Origin of the sequence: Pseudarthrobacter sp. ATCC 49987, from assembly GCF_009928425.1 — a bacterium.
Classification (GTDB): domain Bacteria; phylum Actinomycetota; class Actinomycetes; order Actinomycetales; family Micrococcaceae; genus Arthrobacter.
In genome coordinates this window covers 1890720-1907279 of record NZ_JAABNS010000001.1, presented here as the reverse complement: position 1 = coordinate 1907279, position 16560 = coordinate 1890720, and the positions used below count along the sequence as shown (strand labels likewise).

Sequence of the window (16560 nt, the reverse complement as noted above, 5' to 3'; positions counted from 1 at the left end):
TCCCGTGCCGCGCGTACCTGCTCCAACGTGGCCCCTGGCTTGAGGGTGTCCTTGAAACCGGTCAGGGCAACCGCAAACGCGTCCGCGGCGGGGCACACCGGCGAGACCGTCGGCGTCGGGCTGGATGAAGTCGCCTGCGGGCTGGAGGTGCCCGCCGGGGGACTGGTGGTGCTCGCCGGGGGACTGGTGGTGCTGCAGCCGGTGAGCAGCGCGATTGCGGCACCCGAGCGCGAGCAAAAGTGAGAGTACTGGTTGTGGTCTCGACACTGGAGGCCCCTCTCGGGTGGGCATTCGCCTGGCAGCCCAATCACTGGCAGGTAGAACCATCGTTAGCCCGGGGCAGGGCCCACGAATCACCCGCCGGGGGTGATATCCGGCGGCGCTGCAGTTACGTTCGGCCCCCGCGACATGTCCCTTTTGACCCCTTCCGTGAGGCATGGATCAAGCCCGCACGATCCGGGCCGGAGGACTGTTCCGGAGTGGCAGAGATTGTGGGAAGATGCGGGCATGCGAGCCAAAATATTGTTTAAGCCGCTGGCCGTCTGTCAACCTCGTGAGGGTTTGCCTCCGCTCTTCAACGACACGGGCCGGCCGTGAAAACCCCGTCAGGCTCCGCGCATAAGGCGTCCATCGCCCGTGCCCAAGCCGCCGGGCGCGAGGCGCGGAGCTCGCTGCCCCGCCGGGAGTTCGCGGCCCTCCGGTTGCCGGAGCGGGACCCCGTCGGAGTCCTCGAAGGCCAGCATGCCACCCGCGTCCCTGAGCTCATCCCGGTACGTGTGGGGCGGATGCTGGAAACCCCGTTTTCCTTCTACCGCGGCGCCGCAGCCGTCATGGCGCATGATTTGGCCGATTCGCCGGTGACGGGTCACACCCTGATTGCGAGCGGCGACGCACACCTCGCCAATTTTGGGCTCTTCGCGAGCCCTGAACGACGGCTGATCTTCGACCTCAACGACTTTGATGAAGCGTACCCGGCGCCATGGGAGTGGGACGTAAAGCGCCTCGCCGCGAGCATCTGGTTGAACGGCCGGAACAGTTCCCACACCGAGGAACAATGCCGGACGGCGGTAAAGTCGTGCGTCCGCAGCTATCGCCAAGCGCTCAAGGTCCTGTACAGCCATACCGCGACCGAACGCTATTACTTTCAAGTGGATGCACAATTTCTTGCCACGCAGCAGACGGTGGCACACAAACGAATCAAAACTGAAGAGAAAAAAGCCCGCCAGCGAACGTCTGAACAGGTCCTCGCCAAGCTGACGTCGAGCACGGAGTCAGGCGAACCCAGGATCGTTGACCAGCCGCCGATAGTCCGTCATTCAGAGATAGATCCAGCACTGATGGAGGACCTTGTCGCACTGTACCGGAGCACTCTCCGGCCGGATACGTCATTGTTGCTGAGCCAGTACCGGCTGGTGGACTTCGCGCGGCGGATCGTGGGGGTCGGCAGCGTGGGGACCCGGAGTTGGGTGCTCCTCTTTGAAGGTCCCGCGGGAGAGCCACTGTTTCTGCAGGCCAAAGAGGCCGGGAAGTCAGTCCTGGAAACCCACGGACGTGTGCGCCGCGCGCCGGAGCCAGTGGAGAAAAACCTCACCACACGCGGGCAGGGATTCCGCGTGGTCGGCGCCCAGCGGATCCTGCAGGCCCAGTCCGACCCGTTCCTGGGCTGGATCAAGGACGTGACAGGGGAGGACGGCCTGCAGCGGGACTTCTATATCCGTCAGTTCCGTGACATGAAGGGTTCGTTCACGCTGGCGGAAATGAATGCCCAGGAGACTTCGGACTACGGAGTTCTGTGCGGCTGGCTGCTGGCGCGGGCCCACTCCCAAAGCCCTGACAGCGCCTTTGTCCTCGGGTACCTGGGCGGCAGTGAGGTCTTTGATGACGCGCTGGCAGACTGGGCCAGAAGCTATGCTGACCAAACCGAAGCCGATCATGCGGCGCTGGGACAAGCGGTCAAGTCCGGGCGGCTGCCGGCCGAACGGGGAGTGTGACCCACGGTTGGTGTCATGGGACCAACAAGTCCAGCAATTCGACTGAGAGGAAACTAAGTGAATTTCTGGGACTACTTTTGGCTCATGATTTCCTTTGTTCTCTACGTTTCGTACCTGGTGGTGCTTTTTCTGATCGTCAAAGACATCTTCGCTGATTCGACCCGGAAAGGCTGGAGCAAAGCTGTCTGGGTGGTTGCTCTGCTCTTTCTGCCCGTCATCGGAGGTCTGGCGTACCTGATAGCCCACGGGCAGTCCATGGCCCTGCGGCAGGCCGCCCGGGGCGATGTGGCCCGGGAGGATTTCGAAGATTATGTCCGCCGTGCGGCCGGAACCAACCAGGCGGAACAGATCGCCCGGGCCAAGACCTTGATGGATGACGGCGCACTGACAGCCGAGGAATTTTCCGAGCTCAAGAAACGCGTGCTCAGCCAGTAGTCGGTACGCCTGCAGTAACCGGCGAGTCACCCGCAGGAGATGATGCGCACCTGCCGGGCCGGTGATGGAATCGTGATGGATTCCAGACTGAGGAGGAGAGCGACATGTGCCGTTGGCTCGCTTATTCGGGTTCGCCCGTGCGATTGGATGAGCTCCTGTATAAACCCGCCAACTCGCTCGTGATGCAGAGCAAACACGCACGCCTGGGCGTTGAAACCACCAATGGGGACGGTTTCGGCGTCGGCTGGTACGGAACCGCGCCCTATCCGGGAGTGTTCCACAGTACCGAGCCTGCCTGGCATGACCGCAACCTGCGCGAGCTCGCGTCGCAGGCATCGGCCGGCCGCGTGTTCGCGCACATCCGGGCCACGACCGGCTCCGCTGTGCAACAAACGAACTGCCACCCGTTCCGCCACGGTCGTTGGCTGTGGATGCACAACGGGCTCATTACCGACTTCCCCACAGTGAAGCGGGACCTGGCCATGGCCGTCGACCCCGAACTCTTCCCCGAGATCGAGGGATCAACGGATTCAGAAATGTTCTTCTTCCTCGCCCTCACCTTCGGCCTGGAAATGGACCCGCAAGCGGCTGTCGCTGCAGCGGTTGGCCTTATTGAAGACGTCGGACGCCGCCACGGGATCGAGTTTCCGCTTCAGATGACCGTGGCAACTACCGACGGCGACACCACGTGGGCGTTCCGCTACTCCAGCGAAGGTCGGTCCCGCTCGCTCTTCCACAACACTGACGTCGCGACACTTCGCGCCCAGTACCCGGACAACCCCATGCTCCAGAAGCTTTCGGACAACGCCCGGATGGTCCTGTCCGAGCCGTTGGGGGATCTCCGCGGCGCCTGGCACGAGGTGCCGGATGCTACGTGCGTCGTTGTGCACGGCGGCGGGGAAGACCTGTTCCCGTTTTCGCCAGCAACTGCCTAGCGCCAGACCTGGCCAGCGCCGGGACCGGGTTAAGGTTCCGTCACGATTTCGGGGAAACACCCGGTATGGGTTCGGCGGCATGCGCAGCGACAACGGCGGGCCGGCACAGGAGTTCGATCAGGAGGATTGCGAGGCCGGCAACGACCGCCGTCCAGATGGCCACCGCCGCCGTCGGGTACTGCCAGAGGATAAGTACCAGCACGGCAATGCCGAGAACGGCGGCCTCCAGGATCCGCCGGAAGCGGGCCAGCCGGTGCTGCCAGGGTTTCGCTTGGCCGGCGCCGACCTTTCCAGTCAGGTAATCTCCTGTCCGGGCCAGGCCCTGACGGGCGAACTCGGCCGGGCGCGAATGGCCGCTCAGGAAGGCGGCCAAGGCAATCAGCAAAGCCACAACGAAGACAAACCGCACGCCGTTTCGAAGCGGCGCCAGGAGGGTATCCACGAGCGTTTGGGCCGCGGCGGGGGAGACAGTCGCCGGCGGGATCGTGCTGAGGAAGATGTCCAGCCCGATGGCCAGTCCGAGGGCGAGCACAGCCATGGCCACTGCAATGCCCAACCCGACGTTGCTTGTGGTGCGCCTCCTCCAGCCCCGCGGCGCCACCGCAATGGCACCCAGGGCGCTCAGCACCGTCAGCCAGGCCAGTATCGGCGCCGTCCGGTCCAGTGTCCTGATTGCCTCTGTGGCCCTGACCAGTTCGGGGGACTGAAGCAGGGTGATCTGCGCATTAACTTCCGGAATTCTGGCCGCAATGTCGACTCCTTGCTCCACAAGGAGAGTCTTGACCCGGGCAATGATTTCCTTCGTGGAGATCGTTACAGTTCCGCTCTGGTCGATATTGACAGTGCCGCCCGTGTTTCCCGTGGCAAGGTTGACAAGACCCTGGTGCGCCACGCGGTTGACCTGGATCCACAGGTCCTGGAATTGGGGGCTTGCTACGAATTTGGAAACGGCGGAATGGATCAGGGTCCTGGTCTGCTCAGCAATGGCGGGGGCCAGTCCGGCAATCACTGCGGCGACGCGGGGCGCGACTTTTCCGAGCTCGGTCATCGCATCCCGGGTGATGCCTTCAATGTCCACTGCTTCGGTGATCTGGGTGGTGACCTTGCTGGCGACCTCCGCCTGGATCGCCGGGTCCGAGGCCAACGGCGCGACTGTGGCCACATATCGATCGGTATCGAGTACTTCACTGCGCAGGTACAGGGCCGGCACCGTGGCGCAGGCCAGGACAGCAGTCAGCACCACCAGGAGAACGGCAACAATCCTGCGAACCAGGCCCGCGCCCCGTCCTGCCGGCTTGGTGCTGGACTTGCTCGCGTTATCGCGTTCGAGCTGCAACCTGGCAACTTCGGCGCGTAACCGCAGTATTTCTTCCTGCTCCTGGCTGCCGACGCCCTGGGGCTCATCATGAAGTGACATGAGGACCCGCCGTCTCTGCAGCATCTCCTTGCACGGGCTCGACCGGTGAGCCCGGAGAGGATTGATGAGCCGGCATCGCCTTCAGGAATTGGATAAAGGCGGGACAACTGGATCGCAACATGCGAACCACCTCCAACGTTTGGCTTCCCGGGCAGTCATGACAATCCCTATTGTCGGTGCGGGGCGCGCGCCCAACGCCACCCGCCCGGGGTGATTTGTTGTCCGCTCGCATGGAACTCCACCTGCTGAGGGGAGGGCGCCGTGGACGGCAGGGCAACGTCTGCGTGGAGGGTGGAGGTAGGGCGCAAGCGTGCCGGGCTCTACCCCTTAAGACGCCGGCCCGCCGCAAAGAAGGCGACCTTTGCGACCATGACGAGGGCACCCAGGCCAGCGATCATCTGGACCGTCACGACTGCCCGCGCGAGCTGGCTCACGGGCGTGATGTCTCCGAACCCGACGGTGGCGAACGTGACGGTAGTGAAGTACAGTGCGTCGACCCTGCTCAATGGCTCGGTAAACGATGAAGGGTCCGTTGTAGACATCGACGTGTAAAGCAAAGCAAAAAGGCACAGAAACATGAGGACCGTCTCCACAACAGCTTCGGCCGCACGGACTTGGGGTACTTCTGCCGCGATGATCATGCGCAGTTGGAGGGCCAGGGCGCTCAGAAATACGAGCAGGACACCCGCCAGACGGATCCACGCCGCAGCAGGATTGTGGTCGTTGAATCCGGATATTGGAATGGCGAAGTAGAGGATGAGGATTATCGCCAGAAATGCAATGAGTCGAATTGCTGCGACAATAACGACGTGGCGCCTGGCGGCCCTGTCGAGCTGACGAACAAAGACCGGATCTTTCCGGTTACCCTGCTTTGCGGCCATGACTGATGTTACCCCCGCGAGGGCATTTCGTACGCGCCCGTGGCACCCGTCGTCGGGGGCGGGTTATGTCGGCTCCAGGGGGCGCGAACACAAGGACCTAATGGCCCTGTTGGACTCAATAGCACGTATCTAACATAAATCACGTGGGACAGTCGAAAATCTCCGGGCGGGTCCCTGGTCCGCAATTTAGAATCCGGCCACCACTGCGGGGTCTGGGGGCATTAGAGCGCCCGCGTCTGGTGGACTGTGTGACCGCGGCCGCTGATTCTCACCGGGTGACCGTCGTTTCAGCGCCGGCCGGCTACGGCAAATCCACGGTATTGGGCGACTGGGTGCGCAGTTGCGATTTGCCGTGTGCCTGGTTGTCGCTGGACCGCTTCGATACCCATCCCGAACGGCTTTTTCAGGGGGTCGTCGGGGCAATTCAGGGCGCGGCAAGCCAGCATCCGCTGCCTGGTAACAACGCCCTGCTGGCCCTGGACCAGAATCTCGCCTACAACCGGGCAACGTCCTACGACCTCTTGCTCGGAGCACTTGAGCAACTCACTGAGCCGATTGCGCTGGTTATCGATGACGTCCACATGGCAGGGCCAGGACTTGCCAGCGGAATTGTCGGGGTGCTCGCCACCTCAGCCCCGCCGGCTTTGCGGCTGGTCCTCTCCGGGCGTGGACATCCCCCCATCCAGCTGGAAAGGCTCAGGTATGGAGAAGGCCTTGGCAGGCTGGGCGCTGCCGAACTTGCCTTCACGCAGGTGGAAGTCGCCGAACTTGCTTGTTCGCTGGGACAAGACGCGGACTTCGATGCCGGACCCCTCTGGAGGCTGACGGCGGGATGGCCGGTCGCCGTCCACGCGAGCCTCAGCTCACTGGCGGAGGCCCGCAACTTCGCCGTCCGCGTCTCCAACAACGCGCCCGCACACCTGCCTCTTGCCGATTACATCGCCGAGGAGGTCCTTGACCAGTTGGACCCGCCTCTGGCGGACTTTGTTCTTCGCGCCACGACCTGCGACTGGCTGGGCCGCCGACTCGCCGTCGAGCTGCAAGGGCGCGCCGACGGCGGGATGCTCCTCGAGGCGTGCCTCCGGAACGGTCTTTTCATCGAGGAGCACGAATACCGCGGCGGCGAATCCCTGTACCGTTGGCACCCGTTGTTTGCATCCCAGTGCCGCCGGATATTGGAGCGCAGTGACCCTCTGCTCGCTGAACGCCTCCACCGCGTGGCCGCCGGCCACTATCAGGACGCCGACGTGCATGAATGCGTCACCCAAGCGCTGTTGGCACACGCGCCCGGACTGGCTGTCACGTCACTCGGAGAGCACTGGCTTGAGTTCTTACTGCAGGATGGGGCCCAAGCCCTTGGACGGTTGTGCCGGGAACTGCCAGCCCCGTGGAGCGAAGACCCTGAGGTGTTGATGATTATGTCTGTCTGCCACGCTCTTGACGGCGACAGCGCCGCCGCCTCGGGACTCACCCAGCGAGCGCTTGCGCGCACCGCTGCACTGGATGACGTGCGCCGTCGGAAGCTCGACCGGAGCCGGGCCCTCTTCGAGCCGTTGCCTGGCAACGGCCGGCTGGTCTTGCCGGCCCCGGGCGACAACTTCGGGTCACTTTCCGGCGCTGACGGGGACAGCCATCCCACCACCTCGTCCGGACTGTTCCTGCTGGCCCGGGCTGAGTTCCGACATCACAGGGCTGCGGACCAGGCAACCGTCCTGCTCCAATCGGCCGCGGCCGACGGCGCCGAGAAACCATTGGAGGCAGTGGAGGTTTGCTCCAAAGCAGAACTGGCGTTGGCATTCGCAGCGTCCGGTGACCTTGTGACCGCTGAGGAACAGGCGACGCAGGCGCTGGAGTGGGCAGGTGGGCTGGGCGGGATTTTGCAGGATCGGATGGCAGCGGCCTGGCTGGCGCGCGGAATCGCGTTCTACTGGAGGGACGAGCTGAAGGGCGCTCGGGCCCACCTTGCCAAAGCCCAGCGTCTGGCCGGCCAGCCGTTCCCCCTCGGACCACTCAGCGTCTTCTATCGGGTCCTGGTTGATTGTGCCGCTGGGGATCAAACCCATCTTGCCGACTCCAGCGCTGCGCTGGAGTCCTTCCACGATCGGGGGCTGTACGGAGTGTCGTGGAGCGCTTTCCACACCATCGCCAGGGCCAAGATCGCGGAATCACGGGGCGACTTGGACGGCGCGTTGACAATCGCCCAGCCTTTGGGGGCCGGCGGCCATGCGCCCTTGGTGGACACACTCCTGGCAGAACTCCTGCGTCGCGGAGGAGAGGGCGAAACCGCACTCCTGTGTGCCCAGGCACTTACCGACCGACGTCGCAACCGGTATCTCGACACCAGCCTGAGCCTGACCGAGGCGCTCCTGGCCCACAGGGATGGCGACGAGGCTTTGGTCCATGAGCGGATAGAACATGCGGTCAACCGGGCCGAGCCGCAATCAGTCCTGCGTCCTTTCACGGAGCGGAAAGACGAACTCGCGGAACTGTTGATCCGGCACGCGGTGTGGGGCACCACCCATGAGTCGTTCATCGCAGCGCGGATGGCACGCCACGCGCAGGCCCCCCCACACCTCCGGGCGCGTTCTTACTGGACACTCACGGACCGCGAACGGGAGGTGCTGGCTTACATGCGCTCGGTCATGACTGCGGCTGAAATTGCCGACGCGCTCTTCATTTCCGTCAACACCGTCAAGACGCATGAACGGTCAATTTACCGCAAACTCGGCGCGGCAGGGCGGCGCGACGCCCTCAAAACGGCTGCCGAACGCGGGATCGTTTGAAATGGGGATTGTTTGAAAGGTCCGGCGACGTCCGGGGATATTTCATCCGCAGCGGGTGAGGTCCACGGCAGGCTAAAGGCCGACACTTGTTTTGCCTTCGGTCGGGCTGGGGCGGTCCATCCTGGAAAGGAGCCTCCAATGTCAAAGCCACACGCGCTCCGCGCAGGAACGTTTGCGCTCCTGGCCACGGCCGCTTTGATTACCGGCTGCAGCCGCACTTAGCGACCTCGGAACTGCAGCCAAGTGCTAACCCGCAACCGGGGTGCGCCCGCGAACGGCGCCACACCAAGTGAAAGCAAGGAAGCGAAATGAGTTTCTGGGAGAACTTTTGGGATATCTTCTGGTGGTTCTTCACCGCGTGTGTGTTCTTTGCCTACCTGTTTGGGGTCTTCGCGATCATCGGCGACCTTTTTCGCGATCATAAGCTGAACGGCTGGTGGAAGGCCGTCTGGATACTCTTCCTCTGCTTCCTGCCCTTCGTGACCCTGCTGGTGTACCTGGCGGCCCGCGGTGACGGCATGGCAGAGCGTTCCGTGCAACGGGCCGGGCGCGAGCAGGAGGCCGCCGATTCCTATATCCGCAGGGTATCCACGGGGAGCCCCGCGGAGGAGATCTCCAAAGCCAAGGCGCTCCTGGACGCCGGAACCATCAGCCCTGAAGAGTTTGAAAGAATCAAGAGCCGGGTGCTGGTCTGAACGCGCTCGCAGTCCTCCCGATCCGGAAGACGGGCGCCGTTCCCGGCGGAAGGGCCTCGACGTAGTCGTGCGCGAATTCTTCCGGGACCCCGAAACGATCGCTGTGCTCCTGCTGGCGGCCCATATCCTCGTGGTGGCCATTGCAGCTGTCCTCGTGTCGGTGAATCGTCGCCCGTCATCTGCAATTGCTTGGGTTCTCGCCATTATTTTCATTCCGTTGCTCGGCGCCATCGCGTTCTTCTTTGTCGGATACGCCACACTGCCCAAGGGCCGCCGCGATAAACAGCGGCAGGTCAATGAACTTGTCCTGTCGCGGACGGCCGGCAACCCGTTAGTCAGCCAAGGCCACGACTGGCCCGAGTGGTTGCATTCGGCGGTGGCCTTGAATAACAACCTGGGGGCGCTGCCCATGGTCAAAGGCAACACTGCGGAACTCTTGCCCGACTATAACGGCACCTTCGATGTCATGACCGCGGAGATCGATTCGGCCACGCGCTATGTGCATGTGGAGTTTTACATCTTGTCTCTTGATGCGACCACGGCACCGTTTTTCGACGCGCTGGCCAGGGCGACGGGACGCGGCGTCACCGTCAGGGTGCTCTCGGACCACCTGGCCGGTCTGATGTTTCCGGGCCGAAAAGAAACGTTGAAATTCCTCCAGGACATAGGCGCCGAATATCACCCGATGCTGCCACTGCGGCCGTTGCAGGGTAAGTGGCAGCGGCCGGACCTGCGCAATCACCGGAAGATCCTCGTCGTCGACGGCCGCGTGGGGTTCACCGGGTCCCAGAACCTGATCGACGCCAGCTACAACAAGAAGGGCAACCTGAAGCGCGGGCTCCGGTGGCACGAGCTGATGATGCGCCTTGAAGGTCCTGTGGTCCGCGAGCTGGATGCGGTATTTGCGACGGACTGGTTCAGCGAAACGGACGTCCTGCTGCCGCTTGATTCCACCTCCGGAGTCCCCGGCCGAGGTCCGGTGCTGATCGATGCGCAGGTCCTGCCCAGCGGTCCCAGCTTCGATAACGACAACAACTTGAAGCTCTACGCCACGCTCATCCACAAGGCGGAACGCCGGGTCAGTATCACCAGCCCCTACTTCGTCCCGGACGAATCCATCCTGATGGCCATTGTCACAGCCGCCGCGCGGGGGCTCAGTGTCGAGCTCTTCGTTTCCGAGATCGGAGACCAGAGCATGGTCTATCACGCGCAGCGATCGTACTATGAGGCGTTGCTCCGTGCCGGCGTCAGGATCTACCTGTACCGGGCCCCCAGGTGCTGCATTCGAAGCACTTCACCATTGACGAGGAAGTCGTCGTGATCGGGTCCAGCAACATGGACGTGCGCTCGTTCAGCCTCAACATGGAAGTATCCGTGCTGGTCCACGGGCGCGGGTTCGTGGACGCAATTCGCGGAATCGAAGATGGGTACCGGGTGAACAGCCGCGAACTGCAACTCGAGGACTGGATGCAGCGACCCGTCGCCCAAAAAGCGTTCGACAACCTGGCGCGCCTGACCGCGTCACTGCAATAGCGCAGCCCCGGCGCCGACGTCACATCACTTGTATCAGGAACCCACGGCAGCTACGGTTAACTTGATTCTTCAAGTAATATCCTGATTGGATCTCTCATGCGCGAACCCCTTTTGGATCTGATATGACCGTATTGTCCGAGCCGGCAACGCCGTCGTTGGGGGCCGCGCCCGCTAGCGTGCGCAGCCAGGTCACAGTGCCACTTCGCTTTCCGGACGGCTTCACCGCCACCGCCGAGGTGCTGACGTTCCGGGGACTCGTCGACGGCAAAGAGCACCTTCTGCTCGCCCTGGGTGAGTGGGAGCAACCGCCGCTGGATCAGGCACCGGGCCGTGCGCCACTCGTCCGGCTCCACAGCGAATGCCTGACCGGGGACGTGTTTGGCAGCCAGCGCTGTGACTGCGGACCGCAGTTGCGGGAGGCGGTAGAGCAGATCGAACAAGCCGGCGGGTTCCTCCTCTACCTTCGCCAGGAAGGCCGCGGGATCGGCCTCTATTCCAAACTCGACGCCTATGCGCTTCAGGACGCCGGCCTGGATACCTACGAAGCGAACCTGGCCCTCGGGCACGGCGAGGATGAGCGGGAATATTCCGCCGCCGTGCAAATGCCCGGCGCCCTCGGCGCCACCACCGTCCGCCTGCTCAGCAACAACCCGGACAAGGCTGCCCAGCTCACCGCCCTCGGCATCGATGTCGCCGAACAACTCCCCACCGGGGTGCACTTGTCCCCGGCCAACCACCGCTACCTGACGGCGAAACGCGACCACACCGGCCATACCCTCAACCTGCCGGCCGACGTCGGACCCGGGGAATCCCGCCCGGGCAGGATCCGCAGGGAGGCTGCCTTGAACGGTGGGGCGGGCACCGCCCTGCCCACCCCTGGGGACATGCTCAGCCGGATCGACGAACTCATTCCGCGGCTGAGGGAACGGGCCGAGGAAACGGAGGCGCTTCGCCGCATTCCCGAATCCACCATTGAGGAACTGAAGGACGCCGAAGTCTTCCACCTTCTTTCACCCGAGGGGGTGGGGGGATTTGGGATGGGCGTCGAGACCTATGCCCAGGCCATCCGCCGGCTTGCCCGGGGCTGCGCCTCCACGGCCTGGACCGCCGGGCACCTGATCGAACACGTCTGGATGCTGGCACGGTGGCCGCGGGAGGTTCAGAACGAAGTCTTCGCGAACGGCCCCACACCATTGGCCGCTGCCACCGGGGCGCCGGTGGGCGTTGCCGAGAGAGTCCCTGGAGGCTACGCGATATCGGGCCTGTGGAGCTTTGCCTCCGGGGTGATGCATTCCGGGTGGGCGCTGTTGGCAGCGCAGCACGACACCACGCGCCTGCAATGCCTCGTCCCGATATCCGACGTCGAAGTGCTGGACGTTTGGCACACTGCCGGGCTGAGGGGCACGGGCAGCAATGACATCCGGGCGGAGAAGCTGTTTGTTCCCGAGTTCCGGACGCTGGACTGGGCCCTCCTGGCCGCAGCAGACAATCCTGGCACCCGGATCCATCCGGATCCCATCGTCCACACTCCCATGGCCACGCTGCTGAACTTGGTGGCACCCTCCGCCGCCCTCGGTGCCGCCGAGTATGCCGTCGAATTGTTCCGTGAGCGGATACTGGTGCGCAAGGTCAAGAACACCCTGGACAACCGGCAGGCGGATTCGCCAAGTGCACAGGCCCGCTACTCGCAGGCCTCCGGGCTCGTGGTCACGGCACGTATGCACTGGGAAGAAGCGATCAAGATCGTTTCCGCCGCGAATGAACGCCAGCCCTCGGCGTTGACGGACGAGGAGCGTGCCCGGTACAGGCTCTCCCTCGCGCTCAGCGGGGAGGCATCTGGTGAAGCGGTACGGCTCGTCATGGCAGGATCGGGAGGCAGCGCGCACCGGCTTTCGCATCCTCTTCAGCGGATCCAACGCGACGTCAACGTCTTGCTCAACCACCCAACCCTGGCTATGGATCCGATCCTTGAACAGGCGGGCCGCGGCCTGCTGGGTCTAGGCTTCACCATTCCCGCGTTTTAGCCGCGGCCGTGCTGCTCAGGGCTCGCGCCAGTTTTGAATGTCGTTGAGGCCGCATGCCTGGCGGCTGCATTGCCGGGCACTTACCCTCCAGTCCGGCTGGCGGGACGCTGCAGAGCGCTCGTCTTTCCAGATCGGAATCACCCTCGAGCCGCATTCCCGGCAAGGCGGTTCCACGTGGGCGCGCCTTTGCGCTTTGTTCATGATTTCCCCCCAAAGAAACTCCCACGAATATAGCTTTAAATCTAACGACTGTACAAACAAAATTCTGTTGGCTTACGAGGCAAAATACCTGCCGGCGTCCCGTGCCGGGGTCCCGGCACGACGAGTCTTCGGGGAGACTGGGGAATACGGGAGCGGTCCTGTCTGTTGAACATCTATCCGACCAGCATTTCGAAGAAGAGAGAAACACCCCAGTGGCAACCGATTACGATGAAGTACGCTCCGACGTCAAGGAGTCGCAGGACAGGTCCCTGGAGGCGCTGCAATCCGAGAACGCTCCGGACGCCCGCAGCGTGGTGCGCGATCTGGATGAGGCAGATTCGCTGGACGGCTCGATTGCCCCTGGCGGAGAATTCGTTGCGGAGGAACTGATCGTCCAGGTCATCCCGCAGGCGGAAGACGAATTTACCTGTTACTCCTGTTTCCTGGTCCGGCACCGCTCCCAAATCGCGCGCGAAAAGGACGGCCACGCTTACTGCATTGACTGCGAAGGCTAAAACGCTACCTGCTGTTGACGGCTCCGCAGCTATGTGACGGAAGCGGCGCGGGCACTACAATCGGCGCATGACCGCCCTGGACTGGCTGCTGGATTCTGATCCTTCCATTCGATGGCAAGTGCTGCATGACCTTGCCGGCGCCCCGGCCGACGTCGTGGCTGCAGAGCGCGCACGGGTGGCAACCGAGGGGTGGGGCGCGCGATTACTGGCCCTGCGCGGGGCGGACGGCCAGTGGGCCGGGGGAGCGTACTTCCCTGCGCGCAGGGTGGAAACGCCCGACGACGGAAGCCAGCCCTGGACCGCCACCACGTACAGCCTCCTGCAGTTGCGTGACTTCGGCGTCGACCCGGACAGCGACCAGATGCGCCGGTGCGTGGCGCTGGTGCGGGACAACTGCCGTTGGGAGGAGGGTGGACAGCCTTATTTCACCAGCGAGGTCGAACCCTGCATCAACGGCATGGCCGTGGGGCTCGGCGCCTACTTCGGCCAGGACGTCGACGGCGTCGTCACCCGCCTGGTCAGGGAGCAACTCGACGACGGCGGGTGGAACTGCTGGGGGGAGTACGGTGCTGTTGTTTCGTCGGTCGCGACCACGATCAACGTGCTCGAAGGGCTGCTCGCGCACGAGCGGGCAAGCGGCGGCTCGGCGGAATCCAAGAAGGCTCGACGCCGGGGCGAGGAATATCTCCTCGAACGCCGGCTGTTCCGACGCAAAAGCACCGGAGAGGTCATTGACCCGGCCTGGCTGCAGTTCACTTTTCCGACCCGCTGGCACTATGACGTGCTCCGGGCACTGGAGTATTTCCGGTCCGCCGGTGATCCGCCCGACCCGCGGATGGCCGAGGCGATCGAGCTGCTTCGCTCGAAGAGGCGGCCCGACGGGAGCTGGCTGCTCGAAAACACACATCCCGGGCAGGTCCATTTCGAGCTGGAGGACGGTGACGGCCAGCCCAGCCGGTGGAACACCTTCCGGGCGCTGCGGGTCCTGCAGTGGTATGAGAATGGAACGCGCCCATAACCTGCTTGGGGGACTGGTGCCGCGATCGTTCGCCGCTGGTTTTACGCCGCGCCGGTCCACCTGGGCGCTGTTGCGGCCCGGCGGATGGTTTTGGCGCGGGTGTGGACGTTGTCGGCCCGCTTATGCCAGTCATGACGGGCAGGCAGGGCATCGGTGGGATGCGCCGGTTCCCGAACCCGGTCTTGCCCGCTTCCCTCCGGGCAGAGATCGGTGATCAGGCCCATCCCTGCGCACTCGCGCACGGCGGAGATGCCGGCGACGGCGGTGGGCTTGTCGCTGAACGCAGCCGACACCGCCAGCACGGTCCCGTCCGGTGCCTTGAGCCGGAATCGGAAATTCGATTCCCCGTCAACAAACAGTTCAAACGTGCCGGCCATAACATTCCTCCCGGTCTGCGAAGCCTGCCCCGGCGTCATGACCATGGATCAGGCGGGAACGCATCGCTGCGTTCGTGTCGCGCTGCTCTGGTCAAACGATCACTAGGATCTGTTCATCTGGTGATAACCAGTGTGTTGGAGGGCCCCGCGGCCCCACAAGACACGGCACGTAAACCCTGGGTAAAAGCTGCGCAACGGCGCGCTCAGCCGTACTACGGTGAGCTGGTGGCGGACGTCCGTGGCAGGCAGAGCACGTTCGCCGAATGTCTTTTTTCGACATGTGAATGCCGCGGAGTGAACGCCGGTCCGTAATATTGGAGAATATTCAGTCCCAAGCTTGCCAAGGTTATTGAAAAGGACTATTTAGGTGCCACTCCAAACATTGCCCGTCCTGGACTTCTCCCGTTTGAACGCCGGCCCGGAGGAGGCTGCACAGTTCCGTGAGGACCTGCGGAACGCCATGCACGAGGTCGGCTTCCTCTACCTGGCCGGACACGGAATCCCCCAGGAGCTGACCGACGCCATGCTTGACGTGTCCCGGCGTTTCTTCGAGCTGCCCGACGAGCAGAAGCTCGCCGTCGAGAACGTCCACAGCCCGCAGTTCCGCGGTTACACCAGGGTCGGCGGCGAGCTCACGGACGGCGCGGTTGACTGGCGCGAGCAGATCGACATCGGCGTCGAGCGTGCCGCCGTCCAGCCGGGCCCCGGCGTCGCCGACTATTGGCGTCTCGAGGGGCCCAACCTGTGGCCGGAAGCCCTTCCCGAAATGCGGGACATCGTTCTGGAGTGGACCGCGCGGTTGAGCGCCATCTCGCTGGCTCTACTGCGTGCCCTGGCGGTGTCCCTCGGTGCGCCCGAAGACACCTTCGACGCCGCCTTCGCGGCGCGGGCGTTCCCCCTGCTCAAGATTGTGCGGTATCCGGGGGAGTCCAACCCGGAACCCAAGCAGGGGGTGGGCTCCCACCGCGACGGCGGGGTCCTGACGCTGCTGCTCGTGGAGCCCGGCAAGGGAGGGCTGCAGGTGGAGTACCAAGGGCAGTGGATCGACGCCCCGCAGGTTCCGGGAACGTTCGTCGTCAACATCGGCGAGATGCTCGAACTGGCAACCAACGGATACCTCAAGGCGACGCTGCACCGCGTGATCTCGCCCCTGCGCGGCACAGACCGCGTCTCACTGCCATTCTTCTTCAACCCGGCGCTGGACGCGACGATGCCGCAGCTCGCGGTGAGCCCGGAGTTCCAGGCCAGGGCCCGCGGCCTGTCGGTTGATCCGACGAACAGCCCGATTCTGGAAACCTACGGGGACAACGCACTCCGCTACCGGCTGCGGGCCCACCCTAACGTTGTCGCGGAGCACCACTCCGATCTGCAGGCCGGCTGACGGACGCGCCGCGGGGCCACCGAAGCGACGGCGCCGTCCGTAGGCTTCCCGAATCCGCTACGCAAGAAGCATTACGACGCGGAAAAGGCATGGCGCTACGGGAATCCCCGTAGCGCCATACCTTTTCCGCGTCGGCGGCCCGGGAGCGTAGCGGAATCGTGCCGGGCCACATCATCGCGGGAGGACCCGTCGATGCAGGTACCGGCAGAACCTCCCAGGGACGCCGCGGGCCTTCTAGGGTGGAAGGGATGGTCAACCGCGATTCACGGGACCTAAAGGAGAGAGCCTTGGAAATCCAAGCCAAGCAGCCCAGCAACAAAGGCCCTGGGGAGATGTTCTCCGGTGATGTCTGGTTTGACGTCATCGCCAAGGGA

13 protein-coding genes and 1 pseudogene are annotated in these 16560 nt (G+C 63.9%); 11 read left to right on the top strand and 3 right to left on the bottom strand.

The genetic code is table 11. The annotated features are described in order from the left end of the window. Positions 1 to 45: 45 nt before the first annotated feature. The 4 genes from GXK59_RS20660 to GXK59_RS09035 all read left to right on the top strand — a co-directional run bounded on the left by GXK59_RS20660 (position 46) and on the right by GXK59_RS09035 (position 3361). Entirely contained in the window at positions 46 to 243 is a 198-nt protein-coding gene (locus GXK59_RS20660; RefSeq protein ID WP_237393836.1) for a hypothetical protein, read from the top strand. A gap of 350 nt (positions 244 to 593) precedes the next feature. Continuing rightward, the gene (locus GXK59_RS09045; protein WP_160666124.1) at positions 594 to 1991 is read left to right on the top strand and encodes a DUF2252 domain-containing protein; all 1398 of its coding nucleotides are present in this window, start codon (positions 594 to 596) and stop codon (positions 1989 to 1991) included. Between the two features lie 84 nt (positions 1992 to 2075). After that, entirely contained in the window at positions 2076 to 2426 is a 351-nt protein-coding gene (locus GXK59_RS09040) for a PLDc N-terminal domain-containing protein (protein ID WP_237393835.1), read from the top strand. Between the two features lie 104 nt (positions 2427 to 2530). After that, the gene (locus tag GXK59_RS09035; protein WP_160666120.1) at positions 2531 to 3361 is read left to right on the top strand and encodes a class II glutamine amidotransferase; all 831 of its coding nucleotides are present in this window, start codon (positions 2531 to 2533) and stop codon (positions 3359 to 3361) included. 40 nt (positions 3362 to 3401) lie between these two features. Here GXK59_RS09035 and GXK59_RS09030 read toward each other — a convergent pair whose 3' ends face one another. Next, a complete protein-coding gene (locus GXK59_RS09030; protein WP_160666118.1) occupies positions 3402 to 4778 on the bottom strand; it encodes a hypothetical protein in 1377 nt (458 codons plus the stop codon). Positions 4779 to 5098: 320 nt separating this feature from the next. Continuing rightward, positions 5099 to 5659 (bottom strand): potassium channel family protein, encoded by a 561-nt coding sequence (locus tag GXK59_RS09025; RefSeq protein ID WP_160666116.1) that lies wholly within the window; start codon positions 5657 to 5659, stop codon positions 5099 to 5101. 275 nt (positions 5660 to 5934) lie between these two features. Between GXK59_RS09025 and GXK59_RS09020 the strand changes: the two genes are divergently transcribed. The 6 genes and pseudogenes from GXK59_RS09020 (at position 5935) to GXK59_RS08995 (ending at position 14428) form a co-directional block, all read left to right on the top strand. Then, entirely contained in the window at positions 5935 to 8442 is a 2508-nt protein-coding gene (locus GXK59_RS09020; RefSeq protein ID WP_160666114.1) for a helix-turn-helix transcriptional regulator, read from the top strand. 308 nt (positions 8443 to 8750) lie between these two features. Beyond that, positions 8751 to 9137, top strand: a complete 387-nt coding sequence (locus GXK59_RS09015; RefSeq protein ID WP_160666112.1) for an SHOCT domain-containing protein — start codon at positions 8751 to 8753, stop codon at positions 9135 to 9137. A gap of 67 nt (positions 9138 to 9204) precedes the next feature. After that, positions 9205 to 10670, top strand: a pseudogene (gene cls, locus GXK59_RS09010) (cardiolipin synthase). A gap of 122 nt (positions 10671 to 10792) precedes the next feature. Beyond that, positions 10793 to 12694: a GTP cyclohydrolase II RibA gene (gene ribA / locus GXK59_RS09005; RefSeq protein WP_160666110.1), complete on the top strand. Its 1902-nt coding sequence runs from the start codon at positions 10793 to 10795 to the stop codon at positions 12692 to 12694. Positions 12695 to 13107: 413 nt separating this feature from the next. Then, a complete protein-coding gene (locus GXK59_RS09000) occupies positions 13108 to 13410 on the top strand; it encodes a DUF4193 domain-containing protein (RefSeq protein WP_024368278.1) in 303 nt (100 codons plus the stop codon). Between the two features lie 67 nt (positions 13411 to 13477). Continuing rightward, the gene (locus tag GXK59_RS08995) at positions 13478 to 14428 is read left to right on the top strand and encodes a hypothetical protein (protein WP_160666108.1); all 951 of its coding nucleotides are present in this window, start codon (positions 13478 to 13480) and stop codon (positions 14426 to 14428) included. 41 nt (positions 14429 to 14469) lie between these two features. On the opposite strand, the gene GXK59_RS08990 is transcribed toward GXK59_RS08995, so the two are convergent. Further along, positions 14470 to 14805, bottom strand: a complete 336-nt coding sequence (locus GXK59_RS08990) for a YegP family protein (RefSeq protein ID WP_160666106.1) — start codon at positions 14803 to 14805, stop codon at positions 14470 to 14472. 367 nt (positions 14806 to 15172) lie between these two features. On the opposite strand from GXK59_RS08990, the gene GXK59_RS08985 reads away from it, so the two are divergent. Then, entirely contained in the window at positions 15173 to 16186 is a 1014-nt protein-coding gene (locus GXK59_RS08985; RefSeq protein ID WP_160666105.1) for an isopenicillin N synthase family dioxygenase, read from the top strand. Positions 16187 to 16560 lie beyond the last annotated feature (374 nt).

What these genes read in the sequence shown, in the direction of transcription:
- GXK59_RS09040 (WP_237393835.1), top strand. Translation starts at nt 2,076, where the DNA reads ATGATTTCCTTTGTTCTCTACGTTTCGTACCTGGTGGTGCTTTTTCTG.
- GXK59_RS09035 (WP_160666120.1), top strand. Translation starts at nt 2,531, where the DNA reads ATGTGCCGTTGGCTCGCTTATTCGGGTTCGCCCGTGCGATTGGATGAG.
- GXK59_RS09030 (WP_160666118.1), bottom strand. Translation starts at nt 4,778, where the DNA reads ATGTCACTTCATGATGAGCCCCAGGGCGTCGGCAGCCAGGAGCAGGAA.
- GXK59_RS09025 (WP_160666116.1), bottom strand. Translation starts at nt 5,659, where the DNA reads ATGGCCGCAAAGCAGGGTAACCGGAAAGATCCGGTCTTTGTTCGTCAG.
- GXK59_RS09015 (WP_160666112.1), top strand. Translation starts at nt 8,751, where the DNA reads ATGAGTTTCTGGGAGAACTTTTGGGATATCTTCTGGTGGTTCTTCACC.
- ribA (WP_160666110.1), top strand. Translation starts at nt 10,793, where the DNA reads ATGACCGTATTGTCCGAGCCGGCAACGCCGTCGTTGGGGGCCGCGCCC.
- GXK59_RS08995 (WP_160666108.1), top strand. Translation starts at nt 13,478, where the DNA reads ATGACCGCCCTGGACTGGCTGCTGGATTCTGATCCTTCCATTCGATGG.
- GXK59_RS08990 (WP_160666106.1), bottom strand. Translation starts at nt 14,805, where the DNA reads ATGGCCGGCACGTTTGAACTGTTTGTTGACGGGGAATCGAATTTCCGA.